The sequence below is a fragment of the Aeromonas sp. OTU364 genome (assembly GCF_038440395.1).
GTDB lineage: Bacteria > Pseudomonadota > Gammaproteobacteria > Enterobacterales > Aeromonadaceae > Aeromonas.
The window spans coordinates 82,397-102,343 of sequence record NZ_JASATR010000006.1; the positions used below are offsets into that span (position 1 = coordinate 82,397).

At 61.2% G+C, this 19,947-nt stretch carries 14 protein-coding genes; 8 read left to right on the forward strand and 6 right to left on the reverse strand.

The genetic code is table 11. The features are described from left to right. Window positions 1-135 precede the first annotated feature (135 nt). The 6 genes from AAHB08_RS08700 to ccoN form a co-directional block, all read right to left on the reverse strand. The gene (locus AAHB08_RS08700; RefSeq protein WP_342058704.1) at window positions 136-2,520 is read right to left on the reverse strand and encodes a heavy metal translocating P-type ATPase; all 2,385 of its coding nucleotides are present in this window, start codon (window positions 2,518-2,520) and stop codon (window positions 136-138) included. Between the two features lie 89 nt (window positions 2,521-2,609). Beyond that, the gene (locus tag AAHB08_RS08705) at window positions 2,610-3,098 is read right to left on the reverse strand and encodes a FixH family protein (protein WP_139434448.1); all 489 of its coding nucleotides are present in this window, start codon (window positions 3,096-3,098) and stop codon (window positions 2,610-2,612) included. A 125-nt stretch (window positions 3,099-3,223) separates the two neighbouring features. Continuing rightward, window positions 3,224-4,201: a cytochrome-c oxidase, cbb3-type subunit III gene (gene ccoP, locus AAHB08_RS08710; protein ID WP_319913519.1), complete on the reverse strand. Its 978-nt coding sequence runs from the start codon at window positions 4,199-4,201 to the stop codon at window positions 3,224-3,226. Beyond that, a complete protein-coding gene (locus tag AAHB08_RS08715) occupies window positions 4,201-4,380 on the reverse strand; it encodes a cbb3-type cytochrome oxidase subunit 3 (protein ID WP_005329633.1) in 180 nt (59 codons plus the stop codon). Before AAHB08_RS08715 ends, ccoP begins: the two co-directional genes overlap by 1 nt. 11 nt (window positions 4,381-4,391) lie before the next feature. Continuing rightward, window positions 4,392-5,006 carry a cytochrome-c oxidase, cbb3-type subunit II gene (ccoO, locus tag AAHB08_RS08720; RefSeq protein ID WP_106886750.1) on the reverse strand — a complete coding sequence of 205 codons (615 nt, stop codon included), beginning with the start codon at window positions 5,004-5,006 and terminating at the stop codon, window positions 4,392-4,394. Window positions 5,007-5,024: 18 nt separating this feature from the next. Next, window positions 5,025-6,449 carry a cytochrome-c oxidase, cbb3-type subunit I gene (ccoN, locus tag AAHB08_RS08725; protein ID WP_106886751.1) on the reverse strand — a complete coding sequence of 475 codons (1,425 nt, stop codon included), beginning with the start codon at window positions 6,447-6,449 and terminating at the stop codon, window positions 5,025-5,027. 282 nt (window positions 6,450-6,731) lie between these two features. On the opposite strand from ccoN, the gene AAHB08_RS08730 reads away from it, so the two are divergent. The 8 genes from AAHB08_RS08730 (at window position 6,732) to pyrD (ending at window position 19,917) form a co-directional block, all read left to right on the forward strand. Beyond that, window positions 6,732-7,190: a hypothetical protein gene (locus AAHB08_RS08730; RefSeq protein ID WP_342058705.1), complete on the forward strand. Its 459-nt coding sequence runs from the start codon at window positions 6,732-6,734 to the stop codon at window positions 7,188-7,190. A gap of 111 nt (window positions 7,191-7,301) precedes the next feature. Beyond that, on the forward strand, window positions 7,302-7,760 hold the full coding sequence (locus AAHB08_RS08735) for a GAF domain-containing protein (RefSeq protein ID WP_005329612.1): 459 nt from the start codon (window positions 7,302-7,304) through the stop codon (window positions 7,758-7,760). Window positions 7,761-7,861: 101 nt separating this feature from the next. After that, window positions 7,862-8,500 carry an RNA chaperone ProQ gene (proQ, locus tag AAHB08_RS08740; protein ID WP_139434456.1) on the forward strand — a complete coding sequence of 213 codons (639 nt, stop codon included), beginning with the start codon at window positions 7,862-7,864 and terminating at the stop codon, window positions 8,498-8,500. Window positions 8,501-8,508: 8 nt separating this feature from the next. Next, window positions 8,509-10,521: a carboxy terminal-processing peptidase gene (gene prc, locus AAHB08_RS08745; RefSeq protein WP_342058706.1), complete on the forward strand. Its 2,013-nt coding sequence runs from the start codon at window positions 8,509-8,511 to the stop codon at window positions 10,519-10,521. A 139-nt stretch (window positions 10,522-10,660) separates the two neighbouring features. Then, on the forward strand, window positions 10,661-13,285 hold the full coding sequence (pepN, locus tag AAHB08_RS08750; RefSeq protein ID WP_342058707.1) for an aminopeptidase N: 2,625 nt from the start codon (window positions 10,661-10,663) through the stop codon (window positions 13,283-13,285). 63 nt (window positions 13,286-13,348) lie between these two features. After that, a complete protein-coding gene (locus tag AAHB08_RS08755) occupies window positions 13,349-13,570 on the forward strand; it encodes a DUF2835 family protein (RefSeq protein WP_139434462.1) in 222 nt (73 codons plus the stop codon). Window positions 13,571-14,018: 448 nt separating this feature from the next. Next, window positions 14,019-18,860 carry an NAD-glutamate dehydrogenase gene (locus AAHB08_RS08760; protein WP_342058708.1) on the forward strand — a complete coding sequence of 1,614 codons (4,842 nt, stop codon included), beginning with the start codon at window positions 14,019-14,021 and terminating at the stop codon, window positions 18,858-18,860. Between the two features lie 46 nt (window positions 18,861-18,906). Next, window positions 18,907-19,917, forward strand: coding sequence for a quinone-dependent dihydroorotate dehydrogenase (gene pyrD / locus AAHB08_RS08765; protein ID WP_005329600.1), 1,011 nt, complete (start codon window positions 18,907-18,909; stop codon window positions 19,915-19,917). Window positions 19,918-19,947: the final 30 nt, after the last annotated feature.

A 19,947-nucleotide genomic window follows, 5' to 3' on the forward strand; every position in this document is an offset into this window, starting at 1 on the left:
GGAGCTACCTTGGCATTCATCCGTGGCAATCGACCCCCATGGTAACCCTGTTCGGGCAGGGGGCCAGCCGCTATCGGCGAGAAATGTGGCCTGCATCGGAGGCTGGCCACATTTTCAGCATTTTCCAGTGCAGCCTCATCGATTGAGGCGCATGGAGTTGGTGACGACTATGAGGGAGCTCAGCGACATGCCCGCCGCCGCCAGATAGGGGGGCAGCCAGCCGCTGGCCGCAAGCGGCAGCACCAGCAGGTTGTATCCGATGGACCAGGCGAAGTTCTCCTGGATGATCCTGCGGGTGCGCAGCGCCAGGGCGCGGGCGGCCAGCAGACGGGAGAGATCGTCCGCCAGCAGTATGGCGTCGGCGCTGTTTTTCGCCAGATCCGTGCCGCCCGCCATGGCGAAGGAGGCATGGGCACCGGCCAGCACGGGGGCGTCGTTGATGCCATCCCCCACCATGATGCTGATCTCTCCCGCCGCTTCCCGGGCCTTGAGGTAGGCCAGCTTGCCATCGGGGGTAACCCCTTTCACCAGTTCATCGACTCCGAGCTCACGGGCCACGGCGTCGGCCTGAGGGGAGCTGTCGCCGGTGAGGATGGTGGTCTGCAGCCCGGCCGCCTTGAAGGCCTGGATCAGGGCACCGGCATCCGCACGCAGCGTGTCAGCCAGGGTGAAGCGGGCCAGCGGCCCTGTCTCGTCGGCCAGATAGATGGACAACCCCTGGGTCGCCTCCTGCTCAGCAGCCAGCCCGAGCCAGCGGGCACTGCCGATGCGGTAATGCCTGCCCGCTATCCTGCCCTGGATGCCGTGGCCGATGACGGGGGTCACTTCGCTGGCGGCCGGCAGCACGGCATCGTCTGCCCCCTTGCCGCGAAACGCGCGGGCTATGGGGTGTTCTGAGTAGGCTTCCAGTGCGCGGGCGATGGCCAGGCACTCGTCTTCGCCAAGCTCCGCCAGGGGCTGGACGCCCACCAGGCTGATGTTGCCCGTGGTCAGGGTCCCGGTCTTGTCCATCACGATGCGGTTGGCCCGGGTCAGTACGTCCAGCACGTGGCCGCGGCGCAGCAGTATGCCGCTGCGGGTCAGGTGGGCGGTGGCCGAGGTGAGCGCCGTCGGTGTCGCCAGCGACAGGGCGCAGGGGCAGGTGGCCACCAGCACCGACAGGGTGACCCAGAAGGCCCGCTCCGGGGAATGGAAGTGCCAGAAGGTCCAGACCGCGGCGGCGATGAGCAGCAGCACCAGGATGAAATGGCGGGAGAGCACATCCGCCAGCTGGGCGATGGCGGGTTTGTCGTCCAGCGCGCTGTCCTGCAGCCGCATGATCTGGGCGAGGCGCGACTCTTCGATGGGGTGGCTGACCCGGATCTCCAGCGGCGCATCCGTGCTGATGGTGCCGGCGAAGACGGGATCCCCCGCCTGCTTGAGCAGGGGCAGTTGCTCGCCGGTCAGCATGGCTTCGTTGAGGCTGGCCTGCCCCAGGGTGATGATGCCGTCTGCCGGCAGGGTTGCCCCGGCCAGCACCCGGACCCTGTCCCCCATCCGCAGCGTCTTGGCGGCCACCTCGTGTTCGCCATCTGCATCGATGCGGGTGGCCATGATGGGCACCAGGCGCGCCAGGTTGGAGCTGGACTCGGATGCCTTGCGCCTCGCCCTCAACTCGAGCAGGCGCCCCAGCAGCAGGAAGAAGACGAACATGGTGATGGAGTCGTAATAGACCTCACCCGTGTTGAAGACGGTGGCCCAGATGGAGGCGACGAAGGCGCCGATGAGGGCCAGCGACACAGAGACATCCATGGAGAGGTGGCCCTGTTTCAGGCTGCGCCAGGCCCCTGCGTAAAATGGCTGGGCCGAGTAGATCATGATGGGGGTGGAGAGCAACAGGCTTATCCACTTGAAGTAGATCATGAACTCCTCTTCCACGCTGATGAAGAGGTCCATGTAGAGCGCCACCGCGCACATCATCACCTGCATGGAGCCGAGGCCGGCCAGCGCCATGCGGAACATGTAGCTGCGCACCTCGCGGGCGTAGAGGGCCTCCTGGCTGTGGGTCTGGAACGGATAGGCGCGATAGCCAATCTTGGCGAATCCCTTGAGGATGTCGCTTAACGAGAGCCTGTCCGGATCCCACTTGATGCGGGCGCGGTGGGTGGTGGTGTTGACGTTGACATAGTGAAGACCCGCGAGCCCCATCAGGTGGCGCTCGATGAGCCAGGCGCAGGCGGCGCAGGTCAGCCCTTCCACGCTGAGCTGGATCTCCCGCAGGGTGCCGGTCTCGGTGACAAACTCCTGCTGCACTTCGGCCAGATCGTAGTGGGTGAGGGCCGCCAGCTCACTGGGAACCAGCTCCCCCTTGATGCCGGGGGCGGTGCGGTGTTCGTAGTAACTGGCAAGGCCGCATTCGAGAATGGTCTGTGCCACGGCCTGGCAACCAGGGCAGCACATGGGTTGCACTATCCCCTTGATCTCCAGGGTAAAGTCACTGCCAGTGGGAACCGGTTCACCACAGTGAAAACAGCCGGTCATGGTCATTAACCCTCTTGGACGCTGCCCGTGCGGGCGAGATAAGGGAGGACGCCGTCATGCCTGGATGAACGCTGCCGCTCATCCCGGGCTCAGCGTCCCCTGGGATCGAGTTCCACCGGGGCCTTGGTCGGCAGCTGGGCCGTCTCTTGCAGGCGCCACTCGTGGTTGAAGGCATCGACCCGGATGTGCCACTTGCCGCTGAGGGGCTTGTCCAGCATCAGGCGATAGACTCCCTTGCCATCGGCAGTGAGCAGATGATCGCTGTCCAGACCGGCCAGGGTCGGGTGGAACAGGGAGAGGTGCAGCGCCTGACCGGCGGGGATCTCCCCCGACAGCGGCTTCAGGGTCAGCTCCTTGTCGCTGACCGAGAGCTCGACGCGGATGCCAAGGGCCTCGGCGCGATCGAACTTGCTGAGATCCTGATTAATCTCCTTGCCCTGCTTGTAATAGTCTTCCGCCACCAGGTTGACCCCATCCTTGCTGGCGATGATGGCGGTGGCGATGCTGCCTACCACGGCGGCGCAGGGGAGGGCGATGATGAACCAGGGCCAGAATTGGCGATACCAGGGTTGAGTCATGGTGCTACCGAAACAAATGGTTAACGAAATGGAGGGATTCTAGCCAACACAAGATAACAAAAAGCCTCGAAGAGTCGAGGCTTTTTGCTGAGTAATCACGTGCTTATCACATGTTACTGCTTATTTTACTGCGCCTGGTGGGACAAACTGTAGACATAGGACGCCAGCAGGTGGACCTTGTCTTCCCCCAGGATATCCTTCCAGGCCGGCATCACGCCGTGACGCCCGTGGGTGATGGTCTGCTCGACCACCTGACGGGAGCCGCCGTACAACCAGGTGTTGTTGGTGAGATCCGGCGCGCCGAAGGCGATGCCGCCCTTGGCATCCGGGCCGTGACAGGCGGCGCACATGGCGAAGCGCGCCTCACCCTTCTTGGCTTCCACCAGATCCACCTTGCGGCCGGAGAGGCTCAGCACATAGGAGGCCACTTCCTTTACCCCGTCCTGACCCAGGATCTCGCCCCAGGCGGCCATGACCCCCTGGCGACCGCCCATGATGGTGGTCTTGATCTGGTCGGGCGCGCCGCCCCATTGCCATTCGCTGTCTGTCAGGTTCGGGAAACCGCGACCACCGCGGGCATCGGAGCCGTGGCACTGGGAGCAGTTCTGCAGGAACAGACGCTGACCCACCTTCAGGGCTTCCGGGTCCTTGGCGATCTCGGTGATCTCCTTGTAGCTCTTGCCATCGGCCTGGTAGGTCAGCTCGCGGAACTTCGCGCCATAGACCTCGTCGGCCTTGGCCAGTTCCCGATCGTACTCCACCGCGCGCCCTTCATCCTTGGCAGAGGCTGCCGCCGCCTTGGATTCTGCCAGGGAGCGGACGTCCTGGTTGGAGCTCTGCCAGCCCAGCAACCCCTTGAAGTTGCCCAGACCCGGGAAGGCGAGCAGGTAGATGAGACCGGTGACGATGAAGAAGAGGAACATATAGGACCACCACTTCGGCAGGGGGTTGTTGATCTCCTCTATGCCGTCGAAGGTGTGCCCCATGGGCTTGCCCTCTTCGGTCCCCATCTTGTCCCTCATGCACCACATCAGCAGCAGGAAGCAGCCGAGTATGGTGCCCAGACTTATGACGGTCACAAAAATGCTAAACAAAGTGCTCATTATTGCTTCGCTCCTGCGTTCTTGTTATCAGCACTGGGTTGCTCGTCATCGGCAAAGACCAGGTTGGCAGCCTCATCGAAGGAGGCCTTGCGGCGCTTGCTGTATGCCCAGACTATGATGCCGATCATGATGATCATCAGCAGCAGGGTGTACAGGCCGCGAAATGTGCCGTAATCCATATCCCGACTCCTTATTTCAGGGCATGACCCAGTGATTGCAGATAGGCCACCAGGGCATCCAGCTCGGTCTTGCCCTTGACTGCCTCGGCCGCACCCTCGATGTCGGCATCGGTATAGGGCACCCCGAAGTGATCCCGGAACAGCGCCAGCTTCTTGCCGGTCAGTTCACCGGTCAGGACGTTGGTCTCGAGCCAGGGGAAGGCGGGCATGTTGGATTCCGGCACCACGTCGCGCGGGTTGATGAGGTGGGCGCGATGCCAGTCGTCGGAGTAGCGGCCGCCGACCCGGGCCAGATCCGGACCTGTGCGCTTGGAGCCCCACAGGAAGGGGTGCTCCCACACGCTCTCACCGGCGACCGAGTAGTGACCGTAGCGCTCGGTCTCGGCGCGGAACGGGCGGATCATCTGGCTGTGGCAGACGGTGCAGCCTTCGCGGATGTAGATGTCGCGTCCTTCCATCTGCAGGGCGGTGTAGGCCTTGAGGCCCTCCACCGGCTCGTTGGTCTGCTTCTGGAAGAAGAGCGGCGTGATCTCGACCAGGCCCCCCAGGCTGATGGCAAAGATAATGCCTATCACCAGCATGGGGACGCTCTTTTCAAAAATTTCGTGACGGTTGTTGTTGCTCATGCTTTAAACCCCTTCAGATCAGGCTGGCTGTGCGACGGGTTCCAGGGAACCCTTGGGCGCAGTGACGGTGCGATAGGCGTTGTAAGCCATCAGCAGCATGCCGGTGACGAAGAAGCAGCCACCCAGGAAGCGCACGAAGTAGAAGGGATAGGAAGCTTGCAGCGCCTCCACGAAGCTGTAGGTCAGGGTGCCGTCATCGTTGACCGCACGCCACATCAGACCCTGCATCACCCCGGAAATCCACATGGAGACGATGTAGAGCACTGTGCCCACGGTCGCCAGCCAGAAGTGGACGTTGATCAGGCGGATGCTGTACATGCGGCCCTGATCGAACAGGTTCGGGATCAGGTGATACACGGCGCCGATAGAGACCATGGCAACCCAGCCCAGGGCACCGGAGTGGACGTGACCTATGGTCCAGTCGGTGTAGTGGGAGAGGGCGTTGACCGTCTTGATGGCCATCATGGGGCCTTCGAAGGTGGACATGCCGTAGAACGACAGGGAGACGATCAGGAAGCGCAGTATGGGGTCATAGCGCAACTTGTGCCAGGCACCGGACAGGGTCATGATGCCGTTGATCATGCCGCCCCAGGAGGGGACGAACAGGATGAGGGACATCACCATGCCGAGCGATTGGGCCCAGTCGGGCAGGGCGGTGTAGTGCAGATGGTGCGGGCCTGCCCAGATGTAGAGGGAGATCAGCGCCCAGAAGTGCACTATGGAGAGGCGGTAGGAGTAGACCGGACGCCCCGCCTGCTTGGGTACGAAGTAGTACATCATGCCGAGGAAGCCGGCGGTGAGCAGGAAGCCGACCGCGTTGTGGCCATACCACCACTGCACCATGGCATCCATGGCACCTGAGTACATGGAGTAGGACTTCATGCCCGAGAGCGGCACTTCCATGTTGTTGACGATGTGCAGCACCGCCACCGTGATGATGAAGGCCCCGAAGAACCAGTTCGCCACATAGATGTGGGAGGTGGTGCGCTTGACCAGGGTGCCGAAGAAGACGATGGCATAGCTCACCCAGACCACGGCGATGGCGATGTCGATGGGCCACTCCAGCTCGGCATACTCCTTGGAAGTGGTGTATCCCAGTGGCAGCGTGATGGCGGCGGCGAGGATGATCGCCTGCCAGCCCCAGAACACGAAGGAGGCGAGTGGGCCGCCAAACAGCCTGACCTGACAGGTGCGCTGTACCACGTAGAAGGAGGTGGCCATCAGCGCGCTGCAGCCAAACGCGAAGATGACCGCGTTGGTGTGCAGGGGACGCAGGCGGCTGTAGGTCAGCCAGGGGGTATCAAAGTTGAGGGCAGGCCAGATCAACTGGGCTGCGATCAGTACACCAACCGACATACCGACAATTCCCCAGACAATCGTCATGACGGTGAACTGGCGCACAACGGTGTAGTTGTACTCAGGGTGGTTTGTTGTATGGCTCATCGTTGTATTCCGCTTCCGATGCTGTTGTTTGTTTTTCGCCCGGTAATCGGGGCCATTTTCACCCCTGATTTGCCAAATCCTCCCGTTAACATCTGTTAATAAAAGGAAAAGCAAAAGGTGGTTAAATGAAAATTCATTGAGAATGATACTGAACTGACCGGTAAAATAACAGTACAAACAGTGATATATTTGGCTCCAGCGGGTCCCGCGCTATCTGGTTTTTTACCTTGCGCGAGATCACGAAAATCGCATTTTTAAAGTACCTTACAGGGCTGTTTTTTCATGAAAGAGAGACTCACTTCACGCAAAATCGTGCACTTGACCATGGTGTTGGCCATTTTGCTCTCCCTGATGGCCTATCGAACCTGGTTTTCGGCCCCGCCGGGCGGGGAGGCGACGGGAACAAATGATCAGATTTGTGATCTGTCCCACAGCAGCTGTTCCCTTCTGGTCGGTGACAAGCCCCTGACGGCCAGCATAGACGGCTTGCCGATCCGTCCTGAACATGACTTTGTGTTGCGCCTTCAGGGGGGCTCCCCCGCCATCACCCCCATCAAGGCCTGGCTGGAGGGCAGGACCATGTTCATGGGGGTCATCCCGGTGCAGCTCGAGGCGAAGGAGGGGGGCTGGCAGGGGGCCGCTCAGGTAGGAAGTTGCACCACAGATGCCATGGAGTGGCTGCTCAATATCGAGTGGAGCAATGGCCAGCGCCAGCAACTGGCGCTGGGGGTTTCCCCCTGACAGCAGGCTGCCGTTTGCGGCCCAGGAGGGGGGAGAAGTGAAATTTGATTTGAATTTTTCAGGCAGGTCGGTACCTTGCATTCATTATCAAGGAGTGAAGTTCATTTAATCATGATTGAAAAACAAGCATTTTATCGCACCCTCAACCAACAGGCCCAGGCGCTGCTGGAGGGTGAACCCGACCTGATTGCCAACCTGGCGAACTTGTCTGCCCTGCTCAATCAGGAGCTGGCCGACATCAACTGGGTCGGTTTTTATCTGTTGCAAGGGGAGACCCTGGTGCTCGGCCCCTTCCAGGGCAAGCCGGCCTGCGTGCGCATTCCGGTGGGCCGCGGCGTCTGCGGCACGGCGGTGGCCGAGGGCAAGACCCAGCTGGTGGACGACGTACACCAGTTCACGGGTCACATCGCCTGCGACGGCGCCAGCAATTCGGAAATCGTGATTCCGCTGCGTCGCGGTGGTGAGATCATCGGGGTGCTGGACGTGGATAGTCCGATTTTTAACCGTTTCGACCAGGAGGACCGGATTGGCCTCGAAGAAACGGTGCAAATTTTGGAAAGCATGCTCTAAGTCATTGCTAGATGGTTCGCAAAAGGTCCCAAGCTCTCTATAATAGGGCCTTTGTTGTGTTCGGGCATGCCCGTGCGTCTATATGAAAGCCAAGGTTATACATGGAAAACACTGAAAAGCTGAAGAACAGTAAAGAGATCGTTGCCTACCTGGTCGAGAAATTCCCGGCCTGCTTCATCGCTGAAGGAGAGGCCAAGCCACTCAAGATTGGCATCTTCCAGGATCTGGCCGCGCGTCTTGCTGATGACGAGAGAGTCTCCAAGACCATGCTGCGCTCTGCTCTGCGTCAATACACCTCCAGCTGGCGTTACCTGCATGGCCTCAAGGCTGGCCAGGCCCGTGTCGATCTGGATGGCAACCCCGGTGAGCTGCTGACCGAAGAGCACATCGAACATGCCAAACAGGCCCTCAAGGAGAGCAAAGAGCGTGTCTTTGCCAGCCGCCGCACCAACACCAAGGAGAAGGAAGACAAGCCCAAGCAGCCGCGCCGCAACGCGCCGCGCAAGGCCGATGCTCCTCGCTCCGACAAGCCCAGGTCCGCCCCCAAGGCCGCGCCTGTAGCCGATGCTCCCCTGGTCAAAGTGGATGCCGCCACCCTGAAAGTGGATCAAGGCGTGCGCGTCGTGCTGGGCAAGTCTCCCGTGCCTGCGACCATCAAGGAAGTGACCAAGGATGACGTACAGGTTCAATTGCAGACCGGCATGATGTTGCGGGTCAAGTTCGAGCATCTGGTTCTCTAAGGAGACGAATGTTGAAGCATGGCGTGATTCGTTTTTCCCTCGTTGCCTGTAGCCTGGCGCTCGCCGGGCTCGCACAGGCCATCGAGCCGGTGCTCAAGGAAAGTGATTTGCCTGTGTTGGCTCAGGAGAGCCAACATGCTACGGCCAGCAAGCGAATTGCCAATCTGTTTACCCGCTCTCACTACAAACAGTTCAAGTTGGACGATGCCTTTTCCTCCGTGATATTTGACAAATATCTGGAGAATCTGGACTACAGCCGCAACCTGTTTCTGGCCTCTGACATCAGCCGTTTTGAAAAGTACCGTACCGGTTTTGACACCGACCTCGAGAGAGGGCGTCTGGCTCCGGCCTACGAGATGTTCAACCTGAGTCAGCAGCGGCGTTACGAGCGGTTCGAATACGCCCTCAAACTGCTCGACACTCCCCTGGATTTCACCCAGCCTGACAATTACATCTTCGATCGGGAAGGGGCTCCCTGGCCCAAAGACGAGGCCGAGCTCAACGAGCTGTGGCGTCAACGGGTCAAGTTCGATGCCCTGAGCCTCAAGCTCAGCGGCAAGGAGTGGCCCGAGATCAAGGAGCTGCTTGGCAAGCGTTACAACAACGCCATCAAGCGGATGTCCCAGACCGAGAGCGAGGATGTGTTCCAGCTCTTCATGAACTCCTTCGCCCGTGCCATCGAGCCCCACACCAGCTACCTCTCGCCGCGCAGCGCCGATCGCTTCAACACCGAGATGAACCTCTCGCTGGAGGGCATAGGTGCCGTGCTGCAGGCGGAAGATGACTTCACCGTCATCCGCTCCCTGGTGCCCGGCGGCCCGGCGGCCAAGTCCAACCACCTCAAACCCGATGACAAGATCACCGGGGTAGGGCAGGACGATGGCAAGATCGTCGATGTGATCGGCTGGCGTCTCGATGACGTGGTCGAACTCATCAAGGGACCCAAGGGCAGCAAGGTGAAGCTGGAGATCCAGCGCGGCAAGGGCGCGACCGCCAAGACCGAGCTGGTGGAGTTGACCCGCGACAAGGTGCGCCTGGAAGACAGGGCCGCCAAGTCAAAGGTGATCGACGCCGAAGGCAAGAAGATTGGGGTACTCGAGATCCCGAGCTTCTACGTCAATCTCCATGACGACGTCATCAAGGAGCTCTCCAGCCTCAACAAGCAGAAGATCGATGGTCTCATCGTCGACCTGCGCGGCAACGGCGGCGGTGCCCTGACGGAAGCCTCCGCCCTGAGCGGCCTCTTCTTCGCCAGCGGTCCCGTGGTGCAAATTCGTGATCACATGGGTCGTATCACCGTCAACGGTGACGATGACGGCAACGTCTACTATGGCGGCCCCATGTCGGTGATGATCGACCGCTACAGCGCCTCGGCCTCCGAGATCTTCGCCGCCGCCATGCAGGATTACGGCCGCGCCCTGATCCTCGGCGAGAACTCGTTCGGCAAGGGCACGGTGCAGCAGCATCGCAGCCTCGCCAAGGTCTACGACTTCTACGAGCAGCCGCTGGGTCACGTGCAGTACACCATCGCCAAGTTCTACCGGATTGATGGCGGCAGCACCCAGAACAAGGGGGTGGCGCCGGACATCGACTTCCCGACCGCCGTCTCGCCGGACGAGACCGGGGAGAGCCGGGAGTTCAACGCCCTGCCCTGGGACAAGATAGCTTCGGCCAGTTACGACAAGCTGGGGGACTTCTCCAGTCTGCTGCCCAGGTTGAAGTCGGCTCACGAGGCGCGGATCGCCAAGGATCCTGAATTTGCCTACGTGATGCAGGACATCAAGGAGTATCAGGAGGACAAGGACAAGAAGTCGGTCTCCCTGAACGAAGCCGAGCGACTGGCGGATCAGGCCAAGCAGGACGAGAAGGCGCTGGCGCGAGCCAACGAGCGACTGACCCGCCTTGGCAAGCCGACGGTGAAGAGCCTGGATGAACTGCCTGCCGACTTCGAGGCCCCTGACGAGTATCAGATCGAAGCCGCGAACATCACGGCGGATCTGGCGAGACTCAGCAAGGGCTGAATGTCCAGGGTGACATCCACATGAATGCAAGGGCGACTCAGGTCGCCCTCTCTTTTGGCTGAATGCAAACTATTTGACCCTGCGGGATCGTTGTGACAGCCTCTGACACGTTGATAACAATGCGTGGAAGCAGACAATAATGACCGATCACTCCCAGGCCATGACGGCCAAGTATCGCCAGGATTACCGGGCGCCCCTCTACTGGATCGACAGCATCGATCTCGATTTTCAGCTGCAGGAACCCCTGACCCGGGTGACCGCCATCTCCCGGCTGCGTCGCAGCGGCGAGCACAACGAGCCCCTGGTGCTGGACGGGGAAGGATTGGTCTTGCACAGCGTCAGCGTGGACGGCGTCCCCTTCACCCGGTTCGAGCTGGGGGAGAGCAGCCTGACCCTGTTCAACCTGCCCGCCGAGTGCGTGCTGACCATAGTCACGGATCTGGATCCCGCCGCCAACACGGCGCTGGAGGGGCTCTACAAGTCCGGCGATGCCTACTGCACCCAGTGTGAGGCGGAGGGCTTTCGCCGCATCACCTATTACCTGGACAGGCCCGACATCCTGGCCCGTTACAGCACCCGGATCACCGCCGACAAAGCCAAATACCCCTATCTGCTCTCCAACGGCAACAAGGTTGCGAGCGGCGAGCTGGACGGCGGTCGCCACTTCGTGCAGTGGCAGGATCCCTTCCCCAAGCCGAGCTACCTCTTTGCCCTGGTGGCCGGCGACTTCGACGTGGAGCGGGGTAGCTACACCACCCAAAGCGGCCGCAAGGTGGCCCTGGAGATCTTCGTCGACAAGGGCAACCTGGACAGAGCCGGTTTCGCCATGGAGAGCCTCATCAACGCCATGCGCTGGGACGAGCAGCGTTTTGGCCTCGAGTATGACCTCGACATCTACATGATCGTCGCGGTGGACTTCTTCAACATGGGCGCCATGGAGAACAAGGGGCTCAACATCTTCAACTCCAAGTTCGTGCTGGCCAACCCGGCCACCGCCACCGACGGCGACTACCACGGCATAGAGCGGGTCATCGCCCACGAATACTTCCACAACTGGACCGGCAACCGTGTCACCTGCCGCGACTGGTTCCAGCTCAGCCTCAAAGAGGGGCTGACGGTGTTCCGGGATCAGGAGTTCTCCTCGGATCTGGGCTCACGCGGCGTCAACCGCATCAACAACGTGCGCACCGTGCGCGGTCCGCAGTTTGCCGAAGATGCCGGCCCCATGGCTCACCCCATTCGCCCGGATGTGGTGATAGAGATGAACAACTTCTACACCCTGACCGTCTACGAGAAGGGTTCGGAAGTGATCCGCATGCTGCACACCCTGCTGGGGGAGGATAAGTTCCAGGCCGGCATGCGCGTCTACTTCGAGCGTCACGACGGCTCGGCCGCCACCTGCGATGACTTCGTGCAGGCGATGGAGGATGCCTCCGGGGTCGATCTCGGCCGTTTCCGCCGCTGGTACAGCCAGTCCGGCACTCCCGAGCTGACCGTGACCGACGACTACGATGCCGAAAGCGGCGTCTATCGCCTGCACGTGCGCCAGCACACGCCGCCGACCCAGGATCAGCCGCAAAAATTGCCGCTGCATATCCCCCTCGACATCGAACTCTATGACGAGCAGGGTGACGTCATTGCGCTGCAGTACCAGGGCAAGGCCATCGGCAACGTGCTCGACGTGCTGGAAGAAGAGCAGACCTTCCTGTTCGATCGGGTGCAGGTCAAGCCGGTGCCCTCCCTGCTGCGGGACTTCTCCGCCCCGGTCAAGCTGCACTATGACTACAGCGACGAGGCCCTGGCCTTCCTGATGCGCCATGCCCGCAACGAGTTTGCCCGCTGGGATGCGGCCCAGATGCTGATCAACAAGGCGGTCATCGACGGGGTGGCACGGGTGCAGCAAGGGCAGGGGGTTGCGCTCTCCCCAACCCTGCTGGCGGCCTTCGTCGCCATTCTGGACGAGGCCGAGCTGGACTCGGCCCTCAAGGCGGAGATCCTGGCGCTGCCCGGTGAGGCGACCCTGGCCGAGCTGTTCGAGGTGGCCGATATCGATGCCATCCATCGGGTGCGTGATGCCATCCATGGCCAGCTCGCCGAGGCCTTCGGCGCGCGTCTGGCGGCTACCTATGAGAGCCTGCGGCTGACGGGGTACAGGGTGATCCATGCCGACACCGCCAAGCGCGCCCTCAAGGGGGTGGTACTCGGCTATCTGGCGGCGCTGGATGCGGAGCAGGCCGATGCACTGGTGCGCGAGCAGTATGCCACCGCCGACAACATGACCGACACCCTGGCGGCGCTGCAGGTGGCCAACGGCTATCTGCTGCCGTGCCGCGCCGCGCTGCTGGCCGATTTTGAGGGCAAGTGGGCCCATGACGGCCTGGTGCTGGACAACTGGCTGCGCCTGGTGGGCTGCAAGCCTGCCGCCGACGTGCTGGATGAGGTGAAACAGGCGATGAGCCACCCCACCTTCAGCATCCGCAACCCGAACCGGCTGCGGGCGCTCATCGGCAGCTTCGCCATGAACAACCAGGTGCAGTTCCACGCGGTGGATGGCAGCGGCTATCGCTTCCTGACCGATCTCTTGATCACGCTCAACGAGGTCAATCCCCAGGTGGCGTCCCGCCTCATCACCCCCCTCATCCAGTTCAAGCGACTGGATGAGGGGCGCAAGGCGTTCGTCCGGGCCGAGCTGACCCGTCTGGCCAACCTCGAGGGGCTGGCGCGGGATCTGTTCGAGAAGGTAAGCAAGGCACTGGCGCAGTAAGGGTGCCGGTCACGGGCAGGGGAGTCAGGCTCTCCTGCCCGTTTTTCATCAAGAGGAGGGGGAATGAGGCAGTACACCTTTCGGCTGGCCCTCAGCCGCGACGAGATCATGCTGATGTACCAGGGCCAGGCCAGACGCCTGGTGGTGCGCACCGAGCAGGGGTTGACCATAGAGCTGGGCCTGGAAAAGATCCGCTCCTTCGTCAGCGTCAACGGGGTACACGGTCACTTTCGGCTGGTTACCCAGGAAGATCACCGCTTTGTTCGCCTGGAGAGGCTCGCCTGAGGCGAGTCGAAGAGAGCGGGCCCTTCTCGGCTCATCCCGGTGGCCTCTGTCTCGAAAGGGTAGCTTTCCGTAGTCGATCCCCTGGTGTAAGCCTCCTGTAGAGGGGAATACGCCTGCTTGCGGCGCCAAATACAGGAGGATGAGCGCCCCGTCAGCCCAAAACGCATAAATTAACAAAACATGAACAATATTCCGGGTAAATATCTGCTTTAAGTCACTATCTATCCGGTAAATTGCCTTACAACCAGTGCGATTTTCTAAATTTTAGCGACTTGGCAAAATTTATCACAACCCAAGCCGTGATCTGCCCCTTGTTTTTAACATCCCGTTATCACCTTTGCTCGCCTTCCGCGATCCAAGTCATTACACTTCGCAGCAACTCTGTACCGGCGCGCATCCTGGGTGGATGTCGCCGTGTCTGTGATGTCGTCCGATAAGGAAACTAGCAATGGCATTGAAAGACGCCCCTACCTCAGTTCTGCTCGAAAACGTTCTCAGCCTGATCCATCAGAAATTGCCCAAGAACAGTGCCTCCCTGGTCGAGTGCTTCGTCGCCAAGTTCTACGGCAACATGGCGAGCACCGACCTGCACGATCGCAATGACAGCGATCTCTACGGGGCGGCGCTCAGCCTGTGGAATGCGCTCAACCAGCGCACCAGCACAGAGCCCTATATCCGGGTCTACAACCCCGAGCTGACCCGCCACGGATGGCAGTCTCCCCATACCATCGTCGAGATCATCCTGCAGGACTCTCCCTTCCTGGTGGACTCCATCCGCATGGCGCTCAAGCGCCGGGGTATCACGGCCCACATGATGCTGCACCAGCCGCTACACCTCATTCGCGGCGGCGATGGCAAGATAGGCGCCATCCTGGATCTCGACAACACGGCCTCCCAGACCTCGGTCGAGACCGCCTTCCTCATCGAGATCGATCATCTGACGGATGAGGAACAGATGGATGCCCTGACCGCCGAGCTCAACTCGGTGGCGAGGGAAGTGGCCCTGGCGGTCGGGGACTGGCAGCCCATGCTGGGTCGCCTCAACGAGATCATCGAGGAGCTGCCCAAGCGCAAGAACCCGGTCAGCCAGGCAGACGTCGACTCCTGTGTCGCCTTCCTGAAATGGGTCGCCGCCCACAACTTCACCCTGATGGGCTATCGCCGTTATGACGTCAAGGCGGTGGAGGGGGATCACGAGATCCTGCCGCTGCCGGACTCCAGCCTGGGGCTGATGAAGAATTCCATCAAGGACGAGGGGCAACGCCTTGGCAACATGCCCGCCAGCGCCCGTCACGCCGCCCTGAGCTCCGATTTGCTGATCCTCACCAAGTCCAACGCTAAGTCCCGGGTACACCGCCCGGCCTATGTGGACTACATCGGCATCAAGCGCTTCGACGAACACGGCAAGGTGGTGGGGGAAGATCGCTTCATCGGTCTCTACGCCTCCTCCATCTACAACACCAGCGCCACCCAGATCCCCCTCATCAGCCACCGCCTCGAGCGCATCATGGCCGCCTCCGGTCACGAGAAGGGCTCCCACGCCTACAAGGCGCTGCTCAACGTGCTGGAGACCTATCCCCGCGACGAGCTGATCCAGGCCCGGGAAGAGGAGCTGCTGGCCACAGGTCTTGGGGTGCTGGAGATGCAGGAGCGCGACATGCTGCGCCTGTTCGTGCGCCGGGATGTCTACGGCCGCTTCTTCTCCTGCATGGTCTATGTCACCAAGGAGCGCTACAACACGGCGCTGCGAGTCAAGACCCAGCAGATCTTGCAGAAGTATTTTGGCAGCAGCGAAGAGGTGGAGTTCAACGTCTACTTCACCGAAGGCGTGCTGGCTCGGACCCACTACATAGTGCGGGTCAACAACAACAACGTGGATGTGGATGTGAACGAAGTACAGAACAACCTGATTGAAGCGGCCCGCAGCTGGGATGACCGCCTGGATTCCGTGCTGCTCTCCCATTATGGGGAGGCCCGTGGCAATGAACTGCGCCGCCGTTTCAGCACCGCCTTCCCCCGCGCCTACAAGGAAGACGTGCTGCCGGGCTCTGCCGTGGCTGACATCATGGCCCTCGATGGCCTGAGTGAAGCCGAGCCGCTCGGCATGCTGTTCTACCGCGCCCAGGAAGAAGAGAACGATCGCCGGGTGCGCCTCAAGCTGTTCCACCGCACCGAGCCCATCCACCTCTCAGACGTCTTGCCCATGCTGGAAAACATGGGGCTGCGCGTCATCGGCGAGACGCCCTATCAGGTACGGACCCCGAGCGGCGAGATCTTCTGGATCCTCGACTTCTCCATGCTGCTGCGCGGCGATCAGCCATTCGATCTGGCCCAGAGCCAGCAGCGCTTCCAGCAGGCCTTCGCCGCCATCTGGAACAAGACCCTGGAAGATGACGGCTTCAACCGTCTGGTGCTGGGGGCCGGCCTCACCGGTCGTCAGGTCTCTGTGCTGCGCGCCTATGCGAAATACATGCGCCAGACCGGCGTCTCCTTCAGCCAGTCCTATATCGAGGAGACGCTCACCCGTTACCCCGACATCGCAGAGCTGCTGTTCACCCTGTTCGAGCAGCGCCTCAATCCCGCCATCAAGCAGGATGCCAAGGTACAGGCCAAGCTGCACGAGCAGCTCGCCGCCAAGCTGGATCAGGTGGCCAACCTGGACGACGATCGCATCATCCGCCGCTACATGGAGATGATCGACGCCACCCTGCGCACCAACTACTACCAGCCGGATCAGGAGGGTCAGGCCAAGCCCTACATCTCCTTCAAGCTGGCCCCCTCCAGCATCACCGACATGCCGCTGCCGCTGCCGAAATTCGAGATCTTCGTCTACTCGCCGCGGGTGGAAGGGGTGCATCTGCGCTGGGGCAAGGTGGCCCGTGGCGGCCTGCGCTGGTCCGATCGCAAGGAAGACTTCCGCACCGAGGTGCTGGGTCTGGTCAAGGCGCAGCAGGTGAAGAACACCGTCATAGTGCCGGTCGGCGCCAAGGGCGGCTTCTATTGCAAGCAGATGCCGGCGGGGGCGCCCCGTGCCGTCATCCAGGAAGAGGGCAAGGCCTGCTATCGCCTGTTCATTCGCGGCCTGCTCGATGTCACCGACAACATCATCAAGGGAGAGGTGATCCCGCCCAAATCCGTGGTGCGTCACGACGAGGATGACTATTACCTGGTCGTGGCGGCCGACAAGGGCACCGCCACCTTCTCCGACATCGCCAACGAGATAAGCCAGGAATACGGCCACTGGCTGGGCGATGCCTTCGCCTCCGGCGGCTCGGTCGGTTATGACCACAAGAAGATGGGCATCACGGCGCGCGGCGCCTGGGAATCGGTCAAGCGTCACTTCCGCGAGATCGGCGTCAACTGCCAGACCACCGACTTCACCTGCGTGGGGATAGGTGACATGGCCGGCGACGTGTTTGGCAACGGCATGCTGCTCTCCGAGCACACCCAGCTGGTGGGCGCCTTCAACCACATGCACATCTTCATCGACCCGACTCCCGATGCGGCCAGGAGCTTCGTCGAGCGTAAGCGCCTGTTCGAGCTGCCGGGTTCGAGCTGGGATGACTACAACCGGGAGCTCATCTCGGCAGGGGGCGGCATCTTCCTGCGCTCCGCCAAGTCCATCAAGCTGAGCCCGCAAATTCAGACCCTGCTCGGCACCGACAAGGCCAGCATGGCCCCGAACGAGCTGATCAAGGCGCTGCTCTGCCTCAACGTGGACCTGCTCTGGAACGGCGGCATCGGCACCTATGTGAAGAGCGCCCGCGAGAGCGACGCCGACGTGGGGGATCGCAGCAACGACGTGCTGCGGGTCAATGGCCGTGACTTGCGTGCCCGCATCGTGGGCGAGGGCGGCAACCTCGGCTTCACCCAGCTTGGCCGGGTGGAGTACGCCAGCCAGGGCGGTCACATCAACACCGACTTCACCGACAACGTGGGCGGGGTGGATTGCTCCGACAACGAGGTCAACATCAAGATACTGCTGAACCAGCTGGTGGCCGCAGGTGACATGACCCTCAAGCAGCGCAACCAGATGCTGTACGAGATGACGGACGACGTGGCCCAGATCGTCATCACCAACGCCTATCGCCAGTCCCAGTCCATCTCGGTCACCGCCTTCCGTGGTGCCGAGCAGTTGAAAGAGCAGCAACGCTTCATCCAGGGACTGGAGCGGGAAGGCAAGCTGGACCGTGCGCTGGAGTTCCTGCCCTCCGACGAGGAGCTCTCCGAGCGGATGGCGGCAGGGCAGGGGCTGACCCGTCCCGAGCTGGCGGTGCTGGTGGCCTACGGCAAGATGGTACTGAAAGAGCAGCTCAACTGCCCGGAAGTGACCGAGGAGCCCTTCCTCGCCAACATGCTGGTCACCAGCTTCCCGGCCCAGTTGCAGCAGCAGTTCGGTGCCGAGCTGGCTCAGCACCCGCTGCGGGGCGAAATCATCGCGACCCGGGTGGCCAACATGCTGGTCAACGACATGGGGCTCAACTTCGCCAGCCGGATGAAGGACGAGACCGGTGCCTCTGTGGCCGAAGTGGCTTGCTGCTTCGCCATGGCCCGGGAGGTGTTCGGTCTGGGTACCCTGTGGCGCGAGATCGAAGGGTGTGACAACCTGGTGGACGCCAACACCCAGCTCGAGCTGATGTTCTACAGCCGCCGCATAGTGCGCCGCGCCACTCGCTGGTTCCTGCGTGCCCGCAACCGCAGCTGGAGCATCGGCGAGAACATCGCCTTCTTCCGCCCGGCCTTCGAGACCCTGGGGGAGCACCTCTACGAGGTGATGGACGAGAGCGAAGTGGCCGAGCATCGCCAGGCCGTCGCCGCCCTGGTGGCCAAACAGGTACCGGAAGCCATCGCCCGTCAGGTGGCTCACATGAGCAGCCTCTTCTCCAGCCTGGATCTGGCCCAGATTGCCGCGGAGCACAAGACCGACATACTGCGCGCCGCCAATGTCTACTACCGCCTCGGTGCCAAGCTGGATCTGCACTGGTTCCTCGAGCAGATCAACCATCAGCCGGTGGGCAACCACTGGCAGGCGATGGCCCGGGCCTCCTTCCGCGAGGATCTGGACTGGCAGCAACGCAGCCTCACCTCAGTGGTACTGGAAGGGTGCAAAGAGCAGGGAGAATGCGCTACCATACTGGCCGACTGGATTTCGGAGCATGAGCAACTCTTGTCCCGTTGGACCCATATGTTGGCCGACTTCAAGACCACGAGCACCCACGAGTTCGCCAAGTTCTCGGTGGCCTTGCGAGAGTTGAACCTGCTCCAGTTGAATTGCCGAACCTCGGCATAACCCCAAAAGCCCCGGCCAGTTGCCGGGGCTTTTTTAAGGAGCAAACATGCTGTACCCCCTCGCCAGGCATTTTCTGTTCAAACTCAATCCCGAACAGGCACACGATCTCTCCATCAAGTATTTGCCCCGCCTTCTCGGTACACCGCTCGATTGTTTCTTCCGTCATTCACTCCCCCAACGCCCCGTCACTGTCATGGGGCTTAATTTTGCCAATCCGGTGGGACTGGCGGCCGGCCTCGATAAAGACGGGGAGTGTATCGACGCATTTGGTGCCATGGGGTTCGGCTTTATTGAAGTAGGCACTGTGACCCCCAAGCCCCAGAGCGGAAATGACAAGCCGCGGTTGTTCCGGGTAATTCCGGCGGAAGGGATCATCAACCGCATGGGATTCAACAACAAGGGGGTCGATCATCTGGTGGCCAAGGTGAAAGAGGCCAAATATCAGGGGGTGATCGGCATCAATATCGGCAAGAACAAGGACACCCCCATCGAGCAGGGCAAGGACGATTATCTGATCTGCATGGACAAGGTTTATGATCATGCCGGTTATATTGCCGTCAATATCTCGTCCCCCAACACCCCGGGGCTGCGTTCGCTGCAATATGGCGAGGCGCTCGATGAATTGCTGGCTGCCCTCAAGGTTCGCCAGCAGGAGCTGGCCGCGCAATATAAGAAGTACGTTCCCCTTGCCGTTAAAATTGCCCCCGATCTCAGCCTGGATGAAATTAATCAGGTTGCCGCCTCCTTGATCAAAAACGGGATCGATGGAGTCATCGCCACCAATACCACCCTGGAGCGCGACATGATTTATGACATGCCCCATGCCGGTGAAGCGGGGGGGCTCAGTGGTCGTCCGCTCCAGCACAAGAGCACGGAGGTGATCCGCCTGCTGGCCAAGGCCCTTAATGGGGCTCTGCCTATCATAGGGGTGGGTGGTATTGACAGCGCCATGGCCGCCCGGGAGAAATTAGCGGCGGGTGCCAGTCTGGTCCAGATTTACAGTGGCTTTATTTATAAGGGCCCGAGTCTGGTCAAAGAGATCGTTACCCATATTTAAAAGATAACCGGTTGCCCTTATTTAAAGTTG

Coding starts and splice junctions, on each gene's coding strand:
- AAHB08_RS08700 (WP_342058704.1), bottom strand. CDS start 2,520: ATGACCGGCTGTTTTCACTGTGGTGAACCGGTTCCCACTGGCAGTGAC.
- AAHB08_RS08705 (WP_139434448.1), bottom strand. CDS start 3,098: ATGACTCAACCCTGGTATCGCCAATTCTGGCCCTGGTTCATCATCGCC.
- ccoP (WP_319913519.1), bottom strand. CDS start 4,201: ATGAGCACTTTGTTTAGCATTTTTGTGACCGTCATAAGTCTGGGCACC.
- AAHB08_RS08715 (WP_005329633.1), bottom strand. CDS start 4,380: ATGGATTACGGCACATTTCGCGGCCTGTACACCCTGCTGCTGATGATC.
- ccoO (WP_106886750.1), bottom strand. CDS start 5,006: ATGAGCAACAACAACCGTCACGAAATTTTTGAAAAGAGCGTCCCCATG.
- ccoN (WP_106886751.1), bottom strand. CDS start 6,449: ATGAGCCATACAACAAACCACCCTGAGTACAACTACACCGTTGTGCGC.
- AAHB08_RS08730 (WP_342058705.1), top strand. CDS start 6,732: ATGAAAGAGAGACTCACTTCACGCAAAATCGTGCACTTGACCATGGTG.
- AAHB08_RS08735 (WP_005329612.1), top strand. CDS start 7,302: ATGATTGAAAAACAAGCATTTTATCGCACCCTCAACCAACAGGCCCAG.
- proQ (WP_139434456.1), top strand. CDS start 7,862: ATGGAAAACACTGAAAAGCTGAAGAACAGTAAAGAGATCGTTGCCTAC.
- prc (WP_342058706.1), top strand. CDS start 8,509: ATGTTGAAGCATGGCGTGATTCGTTTTTCCCTCGTTGCCTGTAGCCTG.
- pepN (WP_342058707.1), top strand. CDS start 10,661: ATGACCGATCACTCCCAGGCCATGACGGCCAAGTATCGCCAGGATTAC.
- AAHB08_RS08755 (WP_139434462.1), top strand. CDS start 13,349: ATGAGGCAGTACACCTTTCGGCTGGCCCTCAGCCGCGACGAGATCATG.
- AAHB08_RS08760 (WP_342058708.1), top strand. CDS start 14,019: ATGGCATTGAAAGACGCCCCTACCTCAGTTCTGCTCGAAAACGTTCTC.
- pyrD (WP_005329600.1), top strand. CDS start 18,907: ATGCTGTACCCCCTCGCCAGGCATTTTCTGTTCAAACTCAATCCCGAA.